Source organism: Aurantivibrio infirmus (assembly GCF_054767315.1).
In genome coordinates, this window is the sequence record NZ_BAAFSK010000002.1 from 131,422 (window position 1) to 151,385 (window position 19,964).

15 protein-coding genes are annotated in these 19,964 nt (G+C 42.9%); 5 read left to right on the plus strand and 10 right to left on the minus strand.

The annotated features are described in order from the left end of the window. Window position 1: 1 nt before the first annotated feature. Both lolB and ACYUCY_RS04330 read right to left on the minus strand, forming a co-directional pair. Complete coding sequence (gene lolB / locus ACYUCY_RS04325; RefSeq protein WP_460225233.1) at window positions 2-610, minus strand: lipoprotein insertase outer membrane protein LolB; 609 nt, start codon at window positions 608-610, stop codon at window positions 2-4. Next, entirely contained in the window at window positions 607-2,364 is a 1,758-nt protein-coding gene (locus ACYUCY_RS04330) for a tetratricopeptide repeat protein (RefSeq protein WP_460225234.1), read from the minus strand. Before ACYUCY_RS04330 ends, lolB begins: the two co-directional genes overlap by 4 nt. 475 nt (window positions 2,365-2,839) lie before the next feature. Here ACYUCY_RS04330 and hemA point away from each other — a divergent pair, with 475 nt between their 5' ends. The 4 genes from hemA to ACYUCY_RS04350 are packed head-to-tail and all read left to right on the plus strand — an operon-like array spanning window position 2,840 to window position 6,848. After that, window positions 2,840-4,129 (plus strand): glutamyl-tRNA reductase, encoded by a 1,290-nt coding sequence (gene hemA, locus ACYUCY_RS04335; RefSeq protein ID WP_460225235.1) that lies wholly within the window; start codon window positions 2,840-2,842, stop codon window positions 4,127-4,129. Next, window positions 4,126-5,208 (plus strand): peptide chain release factor 1, encoded by a 1,083-nt coding sequence (gene prfA / locus ACYUCY_RS04340; protein WP_460225236.1) that lies wholly within the window; start codon window positions 4,126-4,128, stop codon window positions 5,206-5,208. The genes hemA and prfA overlap by 4 nt, the downstream gene beginning before the upstream one ends. 44 nt (window positions 5,209-5,252) lie before the next feature. Further along, window positions 5,253-6,095, plus strand: a complete 843-nt coding sequence (prmC, locus tag ACYUCY_RS04345; protein WP_460225237.1) for a peptide chain release factor N(5)-glutamine methyltransferase — start codon at window positions 5,253-5,255, stop codon at window positions 6,093-6,095. Between the two features lie 12 nt (window positions 6,096-6,107). Next, window positions 6,108-6,848: a HesA/MoeB/ThiF family protein gene (locus ACYUCY_RS04350; protein WP_460225238.1), complete on the plus strand. Its 741-nt coding sequence runs from the start codon at window positions 6,108-6,110 to the stop codon at window positions 6,846-6,848. A 30-nt stretch (window positions 6,849-6,878) separates the two neighbouring features. On the opposite strand, the gene ACYUCY_RS04355 is transcribed toward ACYUCY_RS04350, so the two are convergent. The 7 genes from ACYUCY_RS04355 to ACYUCY_RS04385 form a co-directional block, all read right to left on the minus strand. After that, window positions 6,879-8,297 (minus strand): SLC13 family permease, encoded by a 1,419-nt coding sequence (locus ACYUCY_RS04355; RefSeq protein WP_460225239.1) that lies wholly within the window; start codon window positions 8,295-8,297, stop codon window positions 6,879-6,881. A gap of 157 nt (window positions 8,298-8,454) precedes the next feature. Beyond that, window positions 8,455-9,801: an MATE family efflux transporter gene (locus ACYUCY_RS04360; protein WP_460225240.1), complete on the minus strand. Its 1,347-nt coding sequence runs from the start codon at window positions 9,799-9,801 to the stop codon at window positions 8,455-8,457. A 135-nt stretch (window positions 9,802-9,936) separates the two neighbouring features. After that, window positions 9,937-12,810 (minus strand): TonB-dependent receptor domain-containing protein, encoded by a 2,874-nt coding sequence (locus ACYUCY_RS04365; RefSeq protein WP_460225241.1) that lies wholly within the window; start codon window positions 12,808-12,810, stop codon window positions 9,937-9,939. Between the two features lie 679 nt (window positions 12,811-13,489). Then, a complete protein-coding gene (locus ACYUCY_RS04370; RefSeq protein ID WP_460225242.1) occupies window positions 13,490-14,191 on the minus strand; it encodes a glutamine amidotransferase-related protein in 702 nt (233 codons plus the stop codon). A gap of 195 nt (window positions 14,192-14,386) precedes the next feature. Continuing rightward, window positions 14,387-14,683 (minus strand): hypothetical protein, encoded by a 297-nt coding sequence (locus ACYUCY_RS04375; RefSeq protein WP_460225243.1) that lies wholly within the window; start codon window positions 14,681-14,683, stop codon window positions 14,387-14,389. 134 nt (window positions 14,684-14,817) lie between these two features. Further along, a complete protein-coding gene (locus tag ACYUCY_RS04380; protein ID WP_460225244.1) occupies window positions 14,818-16,218 on the minus strand; it encodes a DUF3482 domain-containing protein in 1,401 nt (466 codons plus the stop codon). A 5-nt stretch (window positions 16,219-16,223) separates the two neighbouring features. After that, the gene (locus ACYUCY_RS04385) at window positions 16,224-17,660 is read right to left on the minus strand and encodes a DUF2868 domain-containing protein (RefSeq protein ID WP_460225245.1); all 1,437 of its coding nucleotides are present in this window, start codon (window positions 17,658-17,660) and stop codon (window positions 16,224-16,226) included. A gap of 211 nt (window positions 17,661-17,871) precedes the next feature. On the opposite strand from ACYUCY_RS04385, the gene ACYUCY_RS04390 reads away from it, so the two are divergent. Further along, a complete protein-coding gene (locus ACYUCY_RS04390) occupies window positions 17,872-18,876 on the plus strand; it encodes an LLM class flavin-dependent oxidoreductase (RefSeq protein WP_460225246.1) in 1,005 nt (334 codons plus the stop codon). A gap of 62 nt (window positions 18,877-18,938) precedes the next feature. Here the strand turns inward: ACYUCY_RS04390 and ACYUCY_RS04395 are convergent, their stop codons facing one another. Next, a complete protein-coding gene (locus tag ACYUCY_RS04395) occupies window positions 18,939-19,721 on the minus strand; it encodes an SDR family NAD(P)-dependent oxidoreductase (protein WP_460225247.1) in 783 nt (260 codons plus the stop codon). Between the last annotated feature and the right edge of the window lie 243 nt (window positions 19,722-19,964).

Consider the following 19,964-nt stretch of genomic DNA (forward strand, 5'->3'; position numbering starts at 1 on the left):
TCTAGTTGACGTCATCCAGGGTCCAATCGTTAACGACTAGAGTAAGCCTGACTTCGTCGCGTTCAGCGATTATTTTACCCGGTAAGTTCCAGCGTCCTACAGACTTATATTTGCTGTATTGTAATTTCCAGCCTGACTGCTCCATCGACATGAGCATGCCTTCGGGAGCGAGTTGCGGACTTGTGACTTTATTGCGAGGGGAAGGTATGCCACGAACCCAATAATTCATTTCGCTAATGGGGATATCCCAACCGGTTTCATTAAATAATAATGTTTCGGGATTGTTGGCCATTACGATTGCTTTGCCACCCTGCTCGAGGCTAACACCGTTTTCATCACCGTTGATGTAAGTTGTTCCGATGCCTAGGGCGCCACTTAATCGAATTGAATATGCGCTCGAAGAGTTCTTCCAAGCAAGACGAGCTTGATCGGTTTCTTCAGAAAAACGAACAACGATTCTTCCTTTTAATTGCCAGTCGTCAATCTTCCGTAGCTGAGATTGATAGCGTTGTAAATTTTCAATGGGCGTTAAGGTTTGTTGTGCGCAGGCAGTAATTAATAAAGAAAAAACAATGAGAGAGAATCTAAAATGAAGTGAATTAGTGTTCACGGAGATTCATCTTTTAGCCGTTGCATCACATTGGGAATAATTTTGCTGTCGGGGTTAATCTCTAAACCTTGTTGCCAAATTATTTCTGCTTGTTCGGTCTCCCCGGTAACCCAAAGCACTTCTCCTAAGTGAGCAGCAATTTCATCGTCAGGGAAAGCTTTTAACGCTTCGCGTAATCGTAATTCAGCTTCTTCATAATTTCCAAGGCGATATTGAACCCAGCCCATGCTGTCGAGAATGGCGGGGTTGCTGGGTTCGATATTAAGCGCTTGAGTAATTAGATCATAAGCTTCTTCGAATCTATCGGTGCGGTCAGCTAAGGTATAACCCAAGGCGTTAAGCGCGTTGGCATTGTTTGGCTGATATTTAAGTACTTGCCGCAAATCCTCCTCTGCTAATTCGAGAAAATCCCTGTCTTCATTAATCATTGCGCGAGAGAATAAAAGGTCGGTACTATTCGGATTATTTTTCAGAGCATCGTTTAAAAGAGATATTGCAGTATCTAGCTTATCGAAGCGCGCAAAGGTTTGCGCTTCTAGTAAGTACAGGCGATCGACCTCGTCAGGTAGTTGTTCGCGAAGGCTTTGCATTTTCTCATGCGTATCATCATAGCGCTCTAGTTGCACCATGATATGAATAGCTCGACTTAGTGCAGGAAAAAAGTCTGCACCACTTTGTACTTGAAGATAATGTTGCAGAGCGGTTTGGAAGTTTTCAGTGCGCTCGTCGATTTGGCCTAAATAAAAATGCGCCGTATTGAGTTGCTGACCATTCTCAATCAAGGTTTGAAAAGCAGTTTTTGCGCGCTCAAATTCGCCTAGCTCCAACGACACTAAACCGAGTGAAAATAAAAACTCAGGATCGTTGGGTGCGCCGTCAACCAAAATTTGAAATTGTTCTAAAGCGCGAGGTAAATCAATGTTTGCGAGTAAGCGCGCGTATTGCAAACGAAGTCGCTGATTGTTTGGAGATTTTTGCAACAACGACAGTAAACGATCAAGAGCTTGTTCGGATTGATCTAATTGATACAGCAAACGAGCTTCCAAAATCGCGGCGGCAATATTATCTTCATCAAGTAATAGTGCTCGTTCGGTCACGATTAATGCATCGCTATAATTTTGTTGCTGTTGTAAAAGCATGGCTTTGCCAACGAGCAATTCTAAATCTTCAGGGAATTCTAATAAGAGCTGGTTGAATTTTTCTAATAATGTCTCTCTCTGGATGTCTGTTATCTGGTTCGCTTGTACAGCAATATTTTGAAAGCCTGAAGTGCTACCCATGCGCTGCAATTTTTCTGATACTGCAAAGGCCTCAGGTAGGCGACCAACTTTTGTTAATTCCGCAGAAGCGGTTAGCAAAGCCTCAGAATTATATTCTTCGACTTCAATCCATAGTAAAGACAAAGGCAGGGTAACTTGGTCGGCATTCAATAGGCGCGCTATACGAGTCGCTCTTGCAACCACGCCAGGGTCGCGAGTCCGTTGAGCTTCCTGCATATAATTTGCGAGGGCAATATCGTAACGGGCACGATCGCCAGCAATTTCTGCAACTAACAGTGCGTAAAACGTTTCAATGGGGAATTCTCTAGCCGGTGGTTTTTCTTTAATGCTAGGGGTATTGGCAATCTCTTGGTTTTCTTGGGCAGGTTCTAAGTTGTTGGGTTGACTCGCGTGATCCTGATTATCGATGCTAGAGCATCCAACTATTAGTACGCTTAAAAACGCCATTAAAACTGCTAATTGTATGCTTCTCATAACGACCTAATTGATTGTGCGGCCAGCAACTTGCTTATTATCGCCGATTACCGCTCTTGTCTAATTGATTCTGTGGCCTTCGACAACATCTCTAGTAGGAGTGTTTCAGTCGATAGCGGCTAATTCATTTCATTCTTAAAGACGATTAACATCACTAAAAGCGCGGTGCCGGAGTAAATGTGACGGTGCCGTATAGTATAGGCCATAGAGTCATTATCCAAAAAGTTAAGTCGTCACACTGTGATAACTGGGGCCAGATCTGGACCGATGAAGAGTAACAGTCCTCATAGTAGAAGCGATAAACACAGTGTTTAGTTCTTAGGTATAATGGCGCGATTTTGCGTCGCCGAAGGCTTGAATTTATCCGCTTCTGCGCTTTATCCACATCAAAGCGTAAGAAACGTAAAGCGCTTTGCTCAGCTTAAATATACTTTCTATATAAACCTATTATCGGTATTCGCGGTATTTTCCAACTATGACACTCTTGGCTTTGGGCATAAATCACTCAACGGCGCCTCTTGAGATTCGAGAGCGGGTGGCTTTTGCACCGGATACCATCACCGATGCCTTAAATACTGCGCTTGGTAGTCTGCAAATTGATGAGGTTGCCATACTCTCTACTTGTAACCGGACGGAGCTCTACCTCACTCCAGCGCCGCAAGATGAGAATGTTTCAGAACAAGTCTTGGATTGGTTGGCAAATTATCACCAAGTGTCTGCCCATGATCTTAGTGCTTGCTGCTACTACTTTAACGGCGAGGAAGCCGTTAGGCATATGATGAAGGTGGCCTGTGGTTTAGATTCCTTAGTTCTTGGTGAGCCGCAGATTTTAGGACAGATGAAGTCAGCTTATGCCGTCGCCAAAGAATCCGGAACCGTTGGCAGTGGCTTGCATAACGCCTTTCAACAAGTTTTTGCGATCGCGAAGCGGGTGAGAACCGAAACAGCAATTGGAGAAAACCCAGTTTCCGTTGCGTTTGCTGCCGTGTCGTTGGCTCAGCAGATATTCTCGAATTTAAAAGAAGATACGGCTTTGTTAATTGGTGCGGGAGAGACAATCGAGCTCGTCGCGCGGCATTTATACGACCAAGGTATCAAGCGATTAATTGTCGCTAACCGAACGTTGGGTAGAGCAAAAGAGCTTGCTGAACGTTTTAATGCAGAAGCAATTTTGCTTTCGGATATTCCTGAACAATTACATCGTGCCGATATTGTTATTTCCTCGACAGCTAGCCAGTTACCATTATTAGGAAAAGGAGCGGTAGAGTCCGCACTCAAAAAACGTAAACATAAACCGATGTTTATGGTTGATATAGCAGTGCCAAGAGACATCGAAGTAGAAGTGGGCGAGTTAGATGATGTCTACTTATATACCGTGGATGATTTACGCCAAGTTATCGACGAAAGTAAACGATCCAGAGAACTTGCTGCAGAAAAAGCTCATGTGATAGTCGATGAAGGCGTTGGTTTTTATCAAAGCGAACTTAGAGCATTAGATGCGGTAACGACAATTAAAGCGCTAAGGACTAAAAACCAAAGCTTAGTTGATGATGAATTGAAAAAAGCGCAGCGTGCTTTGCAAAGCGGTAGTGATGCTGATGTCGTACTACAGCAATTAGCGCGAGCTTTAATGAATAAACTAACTCATGTACCAACCACAAAATTAAAACAAGCTGGCGCAGCAGGGCGAACTGAGATAATTACGCTAACCCGCGAATTGTTTGATATTAGCGAACAAGATTTAAATGACAGTGAGAATGAATGAAAACCTCAATTTTAGAAAAATTAGATAACTTAGAAGAACGCTATACCGAAGTGGGCGCTTTGTTGAGTGACGCTGAAGTGATTGCTCAGCAAAATAAATTTCGAGAACTATCAAAAGAATACGCTGAACTGGAGCCAGTTGTTCAAACTTATATACAATATCGAAACTTGCTGAAAAATGTGGAAGAAGCGAAAGCGCTGATCGCTGAAGGCGATTCTGAAATGCGTGAAATGGCGCAAGAAGAATTAGATAGCTGTAACCAAAAATTAGAACCCTTGGAAGTAGAATTACAAACTTTGTTACTGCCCAAAGATCCTAATGATGATAAAAACGTTTTCTTGGAAATTCGTGCTGGGACTGGCGGTGATGAAGCGGCAATTTTTTCTGGAGATTTGTTTCGCATGTACAGCAAGTACGCCGAATCTAAAGGGTGGAAAGTAGAGATATTGTCGCAGAGTTTGGGTGACCATGGTGGCTACAAAGAAATAATTTCGCGTATTGAAGGTAAAGGTGTTTACTCAAAAATGAAATTTGAGTCTGGCGCACATCGTGTCCAGCGTGTTCCTGAAACTGAATCCCAGGGACGTATTCATACATCGGCGTGTACAGTTGCCGTTATGCCTGAAGCAGACGATCTTGATGCAATTGATATTAATAAAGCAGATTTGCGTGTGGATACTTATCGCGCTAGTGGTGCGGGCGGCCAGCACGTTAACAAAACCGATTCCGCGATTCGTTTAACGCACTTGCCCACTGGTCTCGTAGTCGAGTGTCAAGACGAACGTTCGCAACATAAAAACAGAGCCCGTGCGATGTCATTGCTTGCGGCGCGTTTGCAAGATGCACAGCAGGAAAAAGCGGCAAAAGAAATTTCCGATGAACGAAAAAGCTTAGTCGGTAGCGGTGATCGTTCAGAACGAATTCGCACGTATAATTTTCCTCAAGGTCGATTGACAGATCATCGAATTAATTTGACCCTGTATAAGCTTGACGAAATTATGGAAGGCCAACTCGCCCAAGTTGTGCAGCCACTAGTGAATGAGTTTCAAGCGGATCAATTAGCGTCTCTAGCAAGCTAACAAATAGAATATATTATCGATTTATAAAGTGTTGATTGACCTAAATGCCCCATGCTTTGAATGTAGCACAATGCCTTAAAGAGGCGGATAGTTTGGTTTGTAGCAGCGACACGGCGCGATTAGATGCTGAAGTTATGCTATGTAAAATTTTATCGAGACCGCGTAGTTATTTATATTCTCATCCTGAATACGTATTGAACGAACAAGAAAAAAATCGTTTTTTTGAATTTGTTGCTCGCCGGAAAGATGGCGAACCAATAGCCCATATCACCGGGGAAAAAGAATTCTGGTCGTTGAGTTTGCAAGTGGATAACTCGACCTTGATTCCTCGGCCAGAAACAGAACTGTTGGTTGAAACTGCATTAGGTTTACTGACGGATAAACCGCAAGCAATATTGGATTTAGGAACCGGAAGCGGTGCTATTGCTTTAGCATTGGCTAGTGAACGGCCTTTATGGCAGATTTTTGCGGTAGATAGATGTGTGCGAGCGCTTCAAATAGCTAATAAGAATTGTAGAAAACTCGAATTGAAGAATGTTGAAATTTATCAAAGTTTTTGGTTCGATAAAATTACCAACAAAAACTTTGATTTAATAGTATCTAACCCGCCTTATATTGATAAAAACGACTCGCATTTATCTGAAGGTGATGTGAGATTCGAACCACACTCCGCATTAGTGGCCGATAAAGCGGGTCTCGCCGATATTCAGCATATTATTTTTACTAGCCGCGCCTATTTAAACGAGTGCGGATGGCTTATGTTGGAACATGGATTCGAACAGGCTGAGTCGGTGCGCAGTATATTCACAGAAAATAATTTTTATAGAGTGAAAACATTACAAGATTTAGCGGGTTTGGATCGAGTAACCTTGGGCCAAATGAAATAGTAGAGATGCCATATGAAAGATGACGAGCTACTACGCTACAGCCGACAAATTTTACTACCAGAAGTCGATGTCGAAGGGCAGGAAAAACTACTCGCGAGTAAAGTCCTGATTATGGGAGCGGGCGGTCTTGGTAGTCCGGTAGCAATGTATTTGGCGGCGGCGGGGGTTGGCGAACTAATCATTGCGGACTTTGATGTGGTTGATCTCAGTAATTTACAGCGGCAAATCATTCACAACAATACCAGCATTGGCCTTACAAAAGTTGAGTCCGCAAAATCAGCTATCGCAAACCTTAATCCTTCTACAAAAGTTACCACTGTTAGCAGTAAGTTAACTGTTGAGAATTTACAAAAGATCGTCGCGGATGTTGATGTAGTAGTGGATTGCACCGATAACTTTACAACTCGTTTCGCGATTAACAAGGCGTGCGTGGAAAATAAAAAACCTTTAGTTTCAGGTGCTGCAATTCGCATGGAAGGTCAAATTTCTGTTTTCGATTTGCGTCAACATGATTCACCCTGTTATCGATGCTTGTACGACGAAGTCGATGACGAAAATTTAAGTTGTTCGCAAAACGGCGTGCTGGCACCCCTGGTAGGAATAATCGGCAGTATGCAAGCTTGCGAGTGCCTAAAATTGATTGCGGAATTTGGTGAGCCTTTAGTTGGGCGACTACAAATTTTAGACGTGAAATCGATGAGCTGGCGTCAGCTCCGATTGACGAAAGATTCCAATTGCCCGATTTGCAATTAATGTGTCAACGGATATTTTTTGCAAATATTCTTAGCCAAGAATAAAATAAACTAAAGTCGAGATAACTAGCGAACCAATTAAATTTAAAGCTAAGCCCTCTCTAGCCATTTCTTGCACGGTTATTTTATCTGCGCTGTAAACAATAACATTCGGTGGTGTTGCGACGGGCAGCATGAAGGCGCAACTTGCACTTAGCGCAGCGGGAACCATTAATAGCTTTGGGTCAATCCCCGCACCAATTGCAGCGGCGGCAAGAATAGGCATTAGCATTGTTGCAGTTGCAGTGTTGCTGGTGATTTCGGTTAAAAAAGTTACGCTTAAACAAACAATCAAAATAATTACAAAGGGGTGTAAGGCCGATAAACCGCCGAGTGCGTTACCTAACGAATCGCTGATTCCTGTTGCTGTAAATGCAGAGGCTAATGCGAGACCGCCGGCAAATAAAATAAATATTCCCCAAGGAATTTTTATCGCGTGTTCCCAGTCGAGCAACTTCCCATTTTTGCCATCGTTCTCGCCATCGGGAATAAGAAATAAAAATAGTACGGCGATAAAAGCGACTGAGGCATCATTGGCGTTTGGTAAATTTAACCATCCTTGCCAGCCGCCATCATTGGGCCAGCTGCGCGTGATCCATGCGATAGCCGTTAACGCGAAAACCAATACCACGCGTTTTTGTGCGGTTGTCCATTTGCCCTGGTCGGGTATATCAATTTTGCCGCCACTCTTTAGGTTCCGAGTTAGCCAAAACCCTGCGATTGGCAACATCACTAGAACGACGGGTATACCCCAAGTCATCCAGTCGATCAGCGATAAGGTTTCGCCTGTGAATTCCTCATAATTACTCATGAATACCAAATTAGGTGGGCTGCCGAGATGGGTGCCCATGCCGCCGATGCTACAACCATAGGCGACCGCTAATAATAGCGGGACTGGTAACTTGGGATCTTCTGCTTTTTGTAGTACGGCTAAAACGATGGGGAGCAGCATTAATGCGGTGGCGGTATTGGAGATCCACATCGACAAAAATGCAGACGCAATCATAAAACCAAATACAACTCGGCGACTGCTGGTGCTACCAATGAGTCTTACAGTGCCCAAAGCCAACTGGTGATGAGTCGACGTTTTTTCCATTGCTTTCGATAGCAAACTTCCGCCAACGAATAATAGAACTAAAGGGTGGCCATAAGCACCGGCAACTTGCGAACCATCTAAGACACCCGTCAACGGGAAAAGGCCCAGTGGAATAAGCGAGGTAGCCGGAATCGGAATCGGCTCGAATATCCACCATGTCGCACACAGCGCAGCAACTGCACCAGCAATACAGCCTTTTGTTTCCCAGCCATAACTCGACATAACTACACCGACAACAACGGCAAGCAGTGGACCAATCCAAACCGCGTTGGCTTTTAGTGTCAGACTAAATTGATGGAGTGCTTGAAAGGGCATAAGCGTTCTCAGGGATTCTGGTTTCGGATTATTATATTTTTAACATCATAACCTTTTGGAAATAGCCGCTCTAGGCGTAGTTAAACAATTTGAATTACAAATGCAGCGAAAAGTGTAAAGAAAAAGCAAATAAACCCATCTCGTTTTATTAACACAATTATTCAAATTGCTTGGCGTGAAATTCAGGACCTCGATAGTAAATCCAAATGGTTAACACGACGGCAACGATGGCTAAGCCTAAGCTCAGACACCACCACAATGCTTGTATACCATAACCTAGGGTGATTGAGGTCCAATACCCCAATGGGAGACCGATGACCCAAAAAGCTACAATGATTGCAATAGTAGAGGGCAATGGTCGACCCATGCCTCGAAGTACGCCAGAGCAAACCACTTGTATGCCATCAACAATTTGAAAGGCAGCAGCAATTGGGAGAATGGACGCGCAAATTAAAATAACTTCTACATCATTGGTGTAATAATCTGGCAAGGTGTAGCGCATTAATACAAAAATTATTGCAGAAATCATCATGATCAAGCCGCCAAATATAATTGCAACCCACGCTGCGTGTTTTGCGTGTGTAAATTGCCGCGCGCCGATTAAATTCCCTACACGTGTGGCAGCACCTTGAGCGATGCCGAGAGGTAACATGAAGGCTAAAGAAGCAATGTTTAACGTAATTGAATGAGCCGCTAAGAAACTCACGCCTAATTTACCAGCGATAATAGTGCCAGATGAAAAAGCTAAAATTTCAAAACCTATTTGTGTGGCGACAGGTAGGCCGATACGAATTATTTTTGAAAACTCGGACCACTGATAAATTTCTCGCTGCAATGGTAACCAAGATCCTGACATCAATTTAAACTTAATTATCCAAAACCAAAGACCAAAAAACATAAAGCATCGAGTAATAGCGGTCGCAATACCGGCGCCTTCGATTCCCATACTGGGAAAACCAAAATGGCCGAAAATAAGTACATAATTTGCGATCGCATTGATGACATTGGCAATCAATGCGATCCACAACATCGGTCGAACAATTTCTCGACCTTGCAAGTATTGTCGAAACGCAATAAACAAAAAGAAGAAAGGTATTGACCAAATTTGTACACGCAAATACTGTTCGGCGAGCACTGTTAATTGTTTTTCTTGATCTAAAAAAAGCAGAATTTCTTCGGTGAAAGCAATGCAAAAAATTAAGGGAACGCAGATTAATAAACCAAGAACTACGCCACGTTTCATCGCAATCAAGGCATGATCTTCTCGCTTTGCGCCATGGGCCTGAGAAACAAGAGGATCAATACCCTGAATGATGCCCATTCCAAACCACAAAATTGAAAATAACCAAGCATTCGCAATAGCGGTTGCGCCAAGTGCTTCCTTGCTCAGCTGACTAACCATTAGTGTATCGACCACGCCCATTAGCATCATGCCAATTTGCGCACCCATAGCAGGGAGTGCCAGTTTGAGAAGTGGGGGGAGTTGTTGGGAAACTATTTTCACGGTAACGATTACTGCAATAAAAGGATCAGCAGTTTACGTAAGGGTCGTAGCTTTGACTATCTTTAAATAAAATTGAAAACCTAAATGGAATAAAAAAAGGCCGCAAATGCGGCCTTTTTTTAACTTAAACTTCTGTTAATTAAAATCTGGTGAATAGGTAAGGTCTATATAGAACTGCCGGCCAAAAGGAGTATGTAGGCGTGTTTCTAAACCACCGAATACAGGTAAGGCATCCGGTTGGCTGTCGAATAAGTTTCGAATACCAGCGGATACATCCCAATTGCCGCCTAAGGCTTGATCGAATTCGGTACCAAATCGAACGTCGATAACAGTATGTGAAGCTATCTTTTTAGGCGCGTTGGGCGCTTTTGGATTGCCAGATGGAGCGCCGCCTATGCCTGGTACCCCAGTGTCGGCCGTACCATCGAACTTAATGGAATCAAGGTAGTTCAGTGTGATACCTGCACTATTCTTTTCACCTCTCCAGCTTAAGCCAGTATTGATTTTCAACCTGGTGATTGGAGGAGCTAAATTGGTGTCAGCATTTCGGTTTGATACAGCACTGATTGTTGATTGATCGAAACCTGTGTAATCGTATTTCTTGTAACTAGTAGCATTGAACGTTAGGCCTATGTAACCAAAATCCGTGTCGACACCATTACGCATTTTAAAATCAATAACATTAACTTCAATGGCTGAAGCGTTGTCTGGGTAGGTAGATATTTCAGTAACTTGATTGAATGCACCACCACGCTGAATACGAGGGTTCATCATTCCTGATGCGACCCAGTCAGCTAATGTTGCTAAACCAGATGCTTGGAATGCTGCAAAATCTTCATCAAGTACGTCGGTTCTTGAAAGCGTAATGATGCGATCGTCGTAGTCGATAGTTTGGTAATCGAGATCGACGGTGAAATACGCATCGTTGCGCCAGGAGATGCCAAAGTTTCGAATGTATGAGGTTTGCGGCTCCAAATCAGGGTTACCAATCGGACAACTATCAGCTCCAGCGAGTGCACCTTGACCAAATGCGGGCAAGAAGGGGTCCAAGCCGAAATTAATAGGCGAACAGCCTTGGTTGTTTTGAACAGAGATTTGCGTGGCCGTTGGGGCTACGAAGCTATCGCCAAAAGATGCTCTTAACGCTAGATTCTCGATGGGTTCCCAGCGAAAAGAGATTTTCGGAGTTGTAGTTGTTAGATCGAAATCAACGAAGTCTTCATAGCGAGCAGCGATAACAGTTGTGAAGGAATCGAAAACTGGGATGTCGATTTCAACGAAGGCTCCACGAACTTCAGACCTGTCGCTTGTGTTAAAAACTTCATCGGGTTCATTGTAATCGTCACGAATTAACTCTAGCTGGCTTTGATAATCACGCTCAATGTCTTCGCGAACTTGCACACCAAAGGCCATTTGTATGGGGCCAGCTGGTAGATCAAATAACTCCCCAGTAACGTGGGATTGGAAATATTTCAAATAATTTCTCGTGTCTTCATAACTTTCAGGCACGACTAGCCAATCAACTAAAGCTTGACTGTTGCCCATGAAGGTTCCTGTTGTACGAACATCAGCTGTACCAAAGGGGTTGAAATACTCACAACCTGCACCAGGAACAGCGGCACCTAGAGTGATCTGATCAGTTGCGGGGTCTTGACCAATTAACACGGTATTATCAAAACCACAGTTGGCGCCACCTAAGCCGTATAATGCCGACTGAAGCCTAGATTGAGAAATTTGATGGGAATCCACAACCCGATTATAACGTTGAAAGCTAAAGGCAGTCTCACCCTGCCAGCTCGTATCGCCAAAGGCGTAATAAGAAGCTAATTTATAGCGATCAGTTTCATACTCGTAAGGAGTTTTAGATTTGCCGCTAAATAAGAAAGAAGGCAATTGACCAACTTGCTGGAACGGGCTCCACGCTCTTGGCGTAATTGCGAATGGCTGAAAATTCGCGGGATGACTAGCAGGAACAACCAATAAACCATTACTTGTTGTGTTCCCGACTGAAGGAGAGCCAGTTAAAATTGATTCGCGTCTGTTAAAGTTGGCTTGGAATTCCACTTCGATAGAGTCATTGATCTCGTAAGAAATGTTCATGTAAGCATTAAAATCTTTTGATTCTCGTGCTAAATCTTGGAATTGGCCGAATTCTCCAATACAGCGATTTCCGAAAGCGGAAGCTCCAGGGTAGCCACTTGGAAACGCGTTATCTGTAGAGTCATCAGTATTTTGCCCCGGGAATTGACCACAATCAGGGTCTAAATAGGTACCGAATGCCGCTAGTCCACTAGTTCCTCTCCAAGTTCCTGGTGACCCAGTGGTGAAATCATCGTCATATGCAGCTAAATATTCAGGGCGGTCAACTAATAACAGCGGAGACTTTTTCGCGTAATCAATGGCGCCAACGGCTTTTATGCCGTTTTCAAAGGTCTTGCCCAGCATGAATTCGATTTTTGGTTCTCTTAGATCGCCGTCTTCATCCTGGTTGTAATAGGTTCTAACTTTGAAGCCGTCGAACTCTTTGATTGGAATTAAGTTAACAACGCCAGCAACCGCGTCGGTACCGTAAATCGCAGAACCACCATCGAGTACTACCTCAATTCTTTGGGTTGCAATATCAGGTACCACCGCGCCGATGTTTCCCGTATCGAGCATACGGTGACCGTCAAATAAAGTTAGAGTACTGTCAGTACCAAGCCCGCGAAGGTTAAATCTCGCTGAGTTGGAGTCTTGTTGTCCATCTTGAACAGACAGAACGTTGGCGACAACGTCGGTATTTTGTGTGTAAGTTAGGTCGCGTACAAACTGGCCCAGGGAAGGTGTGCCGGTCAATTTTATGTCGTCAGTAGTAAACGACTCCATTGGTGAAGGCGAATCAAATTTTTCACGCTTTATGTAGGAGCCGGTTACGACTAGCTCCTCCAAGACTTCCTCCTGAGCTGATACTGTATAGGGGACCGCCACCATGCAGGTTGCTAGACCAAGGTATAGACCGTGCTTTTTCATAAACATACTCTCCTGAACAACTTATTTTTATTTATATAGTTAGATTGTAAAGTTGGTTTGTAAAAATCGTAAATACGAATTACGAGGCCTTCATGGCCTGTTTTTGTTTAATACTTTTGAGCGTAATTTCTCGAATTAGAGCGCAGCCAATATTGGTTTGCATTCCACCCAATCTTGCTGAGCAACTCTAGCTACACGCTAGAGCCGATTATCAATCTTTCATTTATCTATTTTGCCTAAAATGCGGTCATTGCGAATGGAGGCATCAACTTCAAAATTGCTGGTTACTAGCGTTGGGTGGTAATGCTTAAAGTTCGCAGCTAAAAGTTGTTTATCACCCACATATATTTTAGAAAGCTTGACATCGGTGTTGTTTGGCGAACGGAAAAGTTTTCTCACGTGAGCAAACTTATGCAGTGTCAACTTAGAAAAACCAACTAGTATGTTTATGTGTGGGTTGCAGCGACGGCATATTTATTATTGCTTTAAATCGCTTGTATTCACTTTGCATTATGATAAGTAATGCTATTTTCTTATATTATTCTTTATCAAAAAAGGTTGAATGGACAACTATAAAATATACTAATCTTATTGATACTGCGGGGTCAACTTTTAAATCAAAGATTTTAGTTTTTTTACAAGTAAAGAAAGATTATAAATATTATTTTTCTGAACTTGATCATTTCGTAAAAAATCCAAGCACAAGTGCTTGCAAATATGTTTCATCAATTGAAATAAGCAAAGAATTCAAGGCATTGTCTGAAACGCTTGCACCTAAGATTGATCTTCGCTTAGTAAGGAGGTAAGACAAGTATTGGCTGTTGAATTCCGGATGGCCTTGCAAGCAAAAGATAAAATCATCGATAAAATAAGCGCCGATCGTACAATATTCAGATGTTGCGAATAAGGTGGCGCGAGAGGGTAATCGGGTCACTTGATCCTGATGACTAACTAAAATTGTAAAGCAGTCAGATATTTGTGCTGCCCAGCTGGGTTGATGAACCGTTTCAAATAACTTGGCTCCAACTCCCCATCCTTTACTATTACGCTCTACTTCTCCGCCAAGAGCTTCGGCAATGATTTGGTGACCAAAACAAACGCCAAAGCATTTTTTTTGTGCTTTATAAAGTTCGCGAATAAAATCTTTTAGATCATTTATCCAGGGGGTATCGTCGAAAGCATTGTAGCGGCTGCCTGTAACAATGTATGCGTCACACTCATTGATTGTAAGCGGGAGGTGCTGTTGATCCACGGCGTAAAATCGAAAAGAGAAGTCGTTTGGGGTTTTATTTAAAAATGTAACAAACATTTCTCCGTAGCTGCCATATTCTTTAATAATTTTTGGCGGAAGGGTTTCTGCTTCGAGTAGGCCGATTATCATAAAAAATTTTGAGAGAAAGAAATTCTAAATTACGGTTTAAAAATTCTAAGCATGATTGAGTAACATCAAAAAATAGAAGGCCATCGAATTTATACATTTGATGGCCTTTGCTTACCTAGACTTATCTTGGTTCCAAAAAACGTAGAAATGGTTCGCGTGTGTTTCATGGAATGAGTAGAAGTTTTGATGTTAAGCTTAGATTCGTTGACCGGTCACTGGTGCAGAGCCGAACATGCCAAGACTAACTTCACCAGAGAGTGTGTCACCATCGGCAGCAACGTTAAATTTTAAAGTTACTGGCATGGGTTTGGTGATATCAATTGAAAACTCTGCCGTGTTGCCATCTGTCGTGCCGTCTGAAAATTCCTGACTAGCCAAAGCTGATTCAACTTTGCCTGAAAGATTTGTGCCATCTGCCTTAAAAGTAACAGTCGCATTTTGTTCGCCCATGGGAGTGCTCATTGAAACTGCCCAGTTTCCATCGATTGACATAAGTGATCTCCAAATTAGTGTTTAGGGATGTTAAAAGATTAGATTAGGTCTTATTCGGACTGAATAAACTATACCAACGTTCTTGTTCAATACAAGTTTCGCAATGCTTAATTGCTCGATTGGTTTCTACTGTTTTATTCTTCCCTTGCTAGGTCAACTTTAATTAAGCTGCTCAAAATAATAGTTGCTAATTCCTCTCGACAGCTAAGGAGGTTTTTTTGCTTGCTTATCATTTGAAACAGCTTCATTAACTTTGTTTTCTCGCTAAGAGAGAATGATGTTAGAGGGTTGTCTGTAGTGTCCTCAAGTAGGATCATCTTGGTTTGGCTCGCATGGGTTCGTTTGCAAATAAAACGGTGGTGGTTTAATGCCCGTCCTAGCAATACGAAAGGTAAATTGGGGTGTTTAGCGGGGCCATACTGTAATGTTTGCCCGCCGGTAGGAAGACCTTTAAAGGTGAATTTCGCGATGCGGTGAGAAAGCTTCCAGGCGCTAAGTCCGCCGGTGATGCCGCCAATAGTGGATCCGAGAAGCAAAGAGCTGCCACCAAGCCCGAGATCGATAACGGCCCCAGCAGAAGCTCCAGCGCCCGCAGCGAGAGTGAGCAGTTGTTTTTTATTTAGGCCAAATAAATACCAGCTTTCTTGATCAAGTAAGTCGGTGGACTCGAAAGTAAGTTCATTTTCAGTCCTCTCTATCTTGAAGTAAGCGTAGATTTCTTCGATTTTTTTTCTACTGGTTGATTCAATTTTCCGGATGTAATTTTGGTATTTTTTTTCGAGTAAAGTTTCAACGGGCGAAGTGGGTAAGCCGAGTGCTAAATTTTGGCGCTCATAATGCAAGAGTATGTCCACAATCGCGCTCGCCAAGGTGTCCGCTGCATTTTTGTGACTGCTTAGGCGTTGCGCTTCCAGTACTTTTACCGCTTGTTGCAAAGGTTTTTGCCATGATTCGCTTAGCTCACCGAATATTTTTAACAAATTAATTTGTTTATAGAATTCTGCATTGTGAGCATTAAACACACGTACGGTTTTAAAGTATTGTTCTAAGGCGTTTTCCCATTCAGCAATATATTCATCACCTTCTATTGGATTAATAAGAGCAAGACTAGGTTGTCCGGTCCAGCGAAGAATTTCCATCTCTGCTTCATACTCCGCGCCGTAGGGTCTAGAGCCATCGACAACGTAAATAATTCCTGCGCCGTCAATAATGGGCTTTAGCAGCTCGCACTCATTGGTAAAGGTCTCGCCTTTATGGTTATCTTCGACGAATTTTCTTACGGCTGCTGCACGCTGTGATGCATCGTTACAATGATTGATAAGATAGTCATAGCAAGCGTGTGCGCGTTGAAAACCTGGAGTATCGATGAGTTCATAGAGAGTTTTGCCATCTACGATCATTGGAAACGTTTGGGCTTTTTTTGTCGAGCCTGAACGCTGCTCGATAATAACGCCGTCATCGTGCGCCAATGTTGCAACGATGCTAGATTTTCCCTTATTAGGGTGTCCGACGACGGCAAAGCGTGGGATGTTCATATTCGTTATTTCGACTCGCTTATTGGTCCGTTGGAATCGATATCTTCCATATCGCCACCCAAAACTATTTTTATTCGATCATCACCAATAAAAAAATCATACCAGTCCCTTTGTTCGCTGAGGCCAATTTTTTTCCCTTTGAGGGGCACAAGTAAGATCTCGCAACGTATTGAAGCATTGAGTCCGTCTAAGAAATCTCGCAATTCCTGCAGGGGTGGCTCCCAAGCTTTGACGGCGACAATAATATTTTTTAGTTTTTTGTAACTGTTGTTTATATCTTCTTGTGCTTTTTTATTCTGAACCAGGCTAATTCCAGCGGTAAATACTTTGCTGCTATTGATGCCTAGGGTACTAAGGAATTCACTTGCGTCATTCTTATCGATAGCTTCTGCCCAATTAATAACAATTGTTTTATCCGAATTAGCAAGATATGTACTTGCCTGTGATTTTGACATCTTTGACGTAGTGTCAGACGAGCTATCATTTTTTGTTTTTATAACAGATGTGTTCATCCTGTCGAAAATTAATCGTGCGCCAGGGTAGTGTAGAAATGTATTGGTGAGGCTTCGGTTGTATTTAAATTGAAACACAATAAACAATATTAGTCTGGGTAGAAATCCATAAAAAATAATGCAAGCAAAAAGAAATGGCCACCACTGTCGCATTAGGGCTAGTTGGTCGACCGAAAATTCAGTCTGTAAAGATTGGTAGCGTGTGTTGGAAATGATATCTGATGAGATCAGGATGTCTGGCAAAAAAAATTGCCAGGGTAAGGAGAGTACGTTGGTGAATTTATAGAGAGCGTCATCGCTCAAGTTCAGTGTTGAGCTCCATCCAAAACTACGATCAGTAAAAAGTAATATGACTATGAAAGCGATAATCCCGCCAAAGTTAAAGGCCATGCCAAACACTTGTCCCCATCGTAGTAAGGCTAAGCGGCTCACTTCGGTAAAATATTCCCAGCGAACATCTTTAGATAAGCGCCGAATAGACCGCCGAAAAAAAATACGCGCGGGATTTAAATTTTCAAAGGGAAAGAAATTTAGCCTGGTATAAGAGCGTGGTGTGAGCGCGATTAATAACGTGATACAGATCAACAATGCTTGACTGCCAATGTATAGGGTTAAAAACATTAAGACGTTAACTGGACGTTGATCTTCAACTATGAGCAAGCCAGCCATTGTAATCACGCCGAAGAGGCTGCCAAGAATACTCATCCAAAAACTAATCGTTAGTTCTATGCTTTGAGCTGAACTGTCATTTGCTTTGGCCTCCATTTTAGTTAGCCAGTACAGCAGCATGTTTTTCTTTGAGTGTTGTTGTGCTGTTATTCCTATTTCGCGATCGCGATGCTGTAAATCTACTAATGAAGAATCACTATCTCGTTCGATATATTTTGCAAAATCGAATAGGCGATTGAGATTAAGTTTAGAAGACTTCACGTGTGAGTTATGTTCCGAGTCAGCAAGGTGTTAGATTTGTTCAAGTTATCCAGTTTAAGCACTTAGAAATCTGAAAAAGTTGGAGCTTGGCAGTTTATAGTATTCAGCGCTGACCTTAGAGCTTTTTTAATTCTCATGCAATCGCCAGTCAACTTGATGCATAATATCGCCGTTCACCAATTCCATTTTTACTCAATCGGTCGTTAAATGTATGTCTAGCTTAAAAATATCCGTGCTCGATCAATCTCCAGTAAAAAGTGGCGGCACAGCAAAACAAGCTCTAGATGAAACGATCGACCTAGTAAAGTTTTGCGAAAAATTAGGCTATCACCGATATTGGGTTGCCGAGCATCATGCTTCAGATGCTTTAGCGGGCTGCTCGCCTGAAGTGTTGCTTGCACGTTTGGGTGCGGAAACTTCTCAGATAAGAATTGGGTCCGGCGGCGTCATGTTGCCACACTATAGCCCCTATAAAGTCGCCGAAAATTTCAAGCTCTTGCAGACACTCTATCCGAATAGATTGGATTTGGGTGTTGGCCGAGCGCCGGGAACAGACCCCTTTACTGCTTCTGCATTACGTTATGGATCAACAGTTGGGCCGCAGCACTTTCCCAATATGGTCGCTGACTTATCTGCGCTCCTATATGACGTTGACCCCCCAACCAAGGGGATGGAACGCGCACGCGCTTACCCTAAAGTAGAGGTGCCTCCTGAATTGTGGATGCTGGGTTCTAGTGAAGATAGCGCGCTTTTTGCGGCATTGGCTGGTCTTCCCTATAACTTTGCTTATTTTATTAACCCGAATATCGACCCCGATATTTTTGATTTGTATCGAAAACGATTTAAGCCCAGCTTGGTTAGCAAAAAACCCCACACCTGTTTAAGTATTTTTGCCTTGTGCGCCGAAACTGAAGAAGAAGCCCTTTTGTTATCAAGCAGTAGAGACTTGTGGTTTATTCGTCTACTGAGTGGAAATCCAGGGCCATTTCCATCGGTTGAGGAAGCCTGTGAGTATCCCTACGCAAAATCTGAGTTGGAATTAATAAAATCGAATCGAAGTAAGCGCGCAGTGGGTACGGCTAAGCAAGTGAAAGAAAAATTATTGTCTTTGGCGGACCAGTTCGGCGTTGATGAATTTATGCTGGTAACTATTACTCATGATACTGAGGCGAGAAAACGTAGTTACGAATTGCTCGCCGAAGAAATGATTAAATAGTTTTGTGACGCGCACTTATTACTTGAAAGCAAGTTATCTGAATATTTTGTTGTCGCTTTTTCTTATCGGCGCAGCGGGGCGGTGTGTAAGTGAGTGCCGCCGTCGACAATTATTGTTTCTCCAGTGCTCCAATCCATTCCGCTAATAATGCCGAGCGCCGTTTCCGCAATGCGTTCTGGTGTAGCGGTGTCATTTAAGGGGGCGATTTTTTTCATCCCTCCCAATAATTTGTCGTAAGCTTCTTTGCCGAGTCCCTCTTGTAACCATTCACCTTGGACAAAGCCGGGACATATGGCATTAATTCGAATTTGTGGACCAAGTGCGCGGGCTAGAGACATCGTCATCGTAACCATTGCCCCCTTTGATGCCGCGTAGGCAACAGAACTGCCAATACCCGTAATTGCCGCGATCGAAGCCATGTTAATCACATGTGCAATGTCTTCCTTACGGAGTGCTTTTTCTGCGGCTCGTATCATTTGAAAAGCACCCACGGTGTTAACAGAATAAATATCAAGAAAATCCTGTTTATCTAAACCTTGCAAGTTATCGTGATCACAAAATTTTGTGGTTCCCGCATTGTTAATTAAGATGTTTAGCCGCCCAAACTTTGCGAGGGTCGCCTCCACAAGAGCACAACAGTCGCTGTCTTCAGCAACGTTCGCTTTTACTACTAAGGTTTTTACACCGTATTGCTGACATTGATCTGCAACCTTATCTGCACCCTCTGAATTGCGGCTGTAAGTAATAACTACATGGCAGCCTTGTTCTGCAAGCGCTATGGCAGTTGCGGCACCGATACCCGATGAGGAGCCCGTGATAATGGCTACAGAATCTTGAAGTTTCATCTATGTTTCCTTAACAGTTGTTCTATGTTGGTCCAGTGCTAGTGATAGCACTGTTAGGTCTATCAGTGGAATTGATAATAACCGGTGTGAATTTAAATTGGCGCGTAAAGATAGCACAGCGGCTTCGTGATTCTCAATATCCTTATTTTTATTTGATGGATAGCATCTCGAACTCGTCTTGAATATGTGATGTTGACAATACAATAAAATTCAGAAGTGGTTTTTATAAAATATCGTCAAAAA